At 63.8% G+C, this 1531-nt stretch carries 2 protein-coding genes; one reads left to right on the top strand and one right to left on the bottom strand.

Annotation, left to right across the window (positions count from 1 at the left end):
• Positions 1-238: 238 nt before the first annotated feature.
• Complete coding sequence (gene attM, locus FV228_RS29305; RefSeq protein WP_187277969.1) at positions 239-1030, top strand: N-acyl homoserine lactonase AttM; 792 nt, start codon at positions 239-241, stop codon at positions 1028-1030.
• Between the two features lie 66 nt (positions 1031-1096).
• On the opposite strand, the gene FV228_RS29300 is transcribed toward attM, so the two are convergent.
• Positions 1097-1339: a hypothetical protein gene (locus FV228_RS29300; protein WP_147857669.1), complete on the bottom strand. Its 243-nt coding sequence runs from the start codon at positions 1337-1339 to the stop codon at positions 1097-1099.
• Positions 1340-1531: the final 192 nt, after the last annotated feature.

Raw genomic sequence — 1531 nt, 5'->3', positions numbered from 1 at the left:
GCCCGGCTTCGACGGGCGCCGCCGGGCCGGCGCGTCACGGCCGTTCCAGCTCGGTCATAGATGTTCGCCAACGCGCTTGAAGTCGAAGAAAGCTTCGCGCTACACTCGATAGCTCGGACCTTTCGTCGTGTTGAGTAAGATCCGAGTATTTATACCCCGATTGAAGCTGACGGTGTGATTGAAAATCGATCGGACGAGGAGGAATTATGTAGCAAAAATATCGAAAATGGGGGGAAAAATGAGCGATATAAGACTATACATGCTCCAGTCCGGATCGCTGAAGTGCAAGGTTCACAACATCAAGATGAACCAGGGCGACGGCGCGGATTATGAGATCCCGGTGCCGTTCTTTCTGGTCACGCATCCGGTTGGGCATACCATCATCGATGGCGGCAACGCGGTGGAGGTCGCCGAGAATCCCCACGCCTATTGGGGCAGCATCGCCGACGTCTACTATCCCGTGCTCCGGAAGGAGGAGGGCTGCGTCGACCAGCTGCGCCGCCTCGGGATCGATCCGGAAGACGTTCGCTACGTCCTTCAATCCCACCTGCACCTCGATCACACGGGCGCGATCGGCCGCTTCCCGAACGCCACGCACATCGTCCAGCGGTCGGAATACGAATATGCGTTCACGCCGGACTGGTTCGCCCGGGGCGGCTATATCCGCGCCGATTTCGACCGGCCCAATCTCAAATGGCAGTTCCTCAACGGGCCGGCCGACGATTATCATGACATCTACGGCGACGGTACGCTGACGACGGTGTTTACCCCGGGGCACGCCCCTGGACATCAATCTTTTCTGGTGCGGTTGCCGACTTCGAGGCCGGTTCTGCTCACGATCGACGCGGCCTATACGCTCGATCACTGGAACCAGAAGGCGCTGCCGGGCTTCCTGGCTTCGGCCGTCGACTGCGTCCGCTCGGTCCAGAAGCTGCACGGTATCGCCAACAAGACGGGGGCCGAGATCGTGACCGGTCACGATCCGGACGCGTGGCCGATGTTCAAGAAAGCCCCTGCTTTCTACGCGTAACGTGTCATCCCGGAGGGCGGTCTTCCCCCTTCGGGATACGCCGCTGGCCCGGACGCATCCGGCCGTTCAATCGGCCTTCCGGCCCGGACCGGGCTTCCGGGTGGCCTCGGCCGCCGGGGGGCGGGACGTGGTTCTGCCGGCCGACTTGGGGTGTGGGCGGTCCTTGGCGTCCTGGCGATCCTTGGTGCCCGGGTGGTCCTTGGGACGCAAACGGTCGAGGACGGCCTCGATGGCGCGCTCGACCGCGGCCTGCTCCGGCAGCGTGTCGGCGTGCGGTGTCGTTCGGCCGGCCTCGCGGCGCTTCGTCATGCAGTTCGCCCGTATCGGGGCCGGGCGACGCGATGTTCCAGCGCGTGCGGCGGCCGCACCACAGTCTATCCGCAGTGATCCCGGGATCAAAGCCTGCCGTGAGCCTGCGATCCGGGGATCCTGTGATCACGGTTTCTCAAGGATTGCTCGCCGGCCTGTCCGCGGGGCGCGACGAATGCCGGGCCGCCCGGC

This window comes from Methylobacterium sp. WL18, assembly GCF_008040015.1.
Classification (GTDB): domain Bacteria; phylum Pseudomonadota; class Alphaproteobacteria; order Rhizobiales; family Beijerinckiaceae; genus Methylobacterium; species Methylobacterium mesophilicum.
This window is presented reverse-complemented; position numbering and strand designations above follow the sequence as displayed.

Coding starts and splice junctions, on each gene's coding strand:
- attM (WP_187277969.1), top strand. CDS start 239: ATGAGCGATATAAGACTATACATGCTCCAGTCCGGATCGCTGAAGTGC.
- FV228_RS29300 (WP_147857669.1), bottom strand. CDS start 1,339: ATGACGAAGCGCCGCGAGGCCGGCCGAACGACACCGCACGCCGACACG.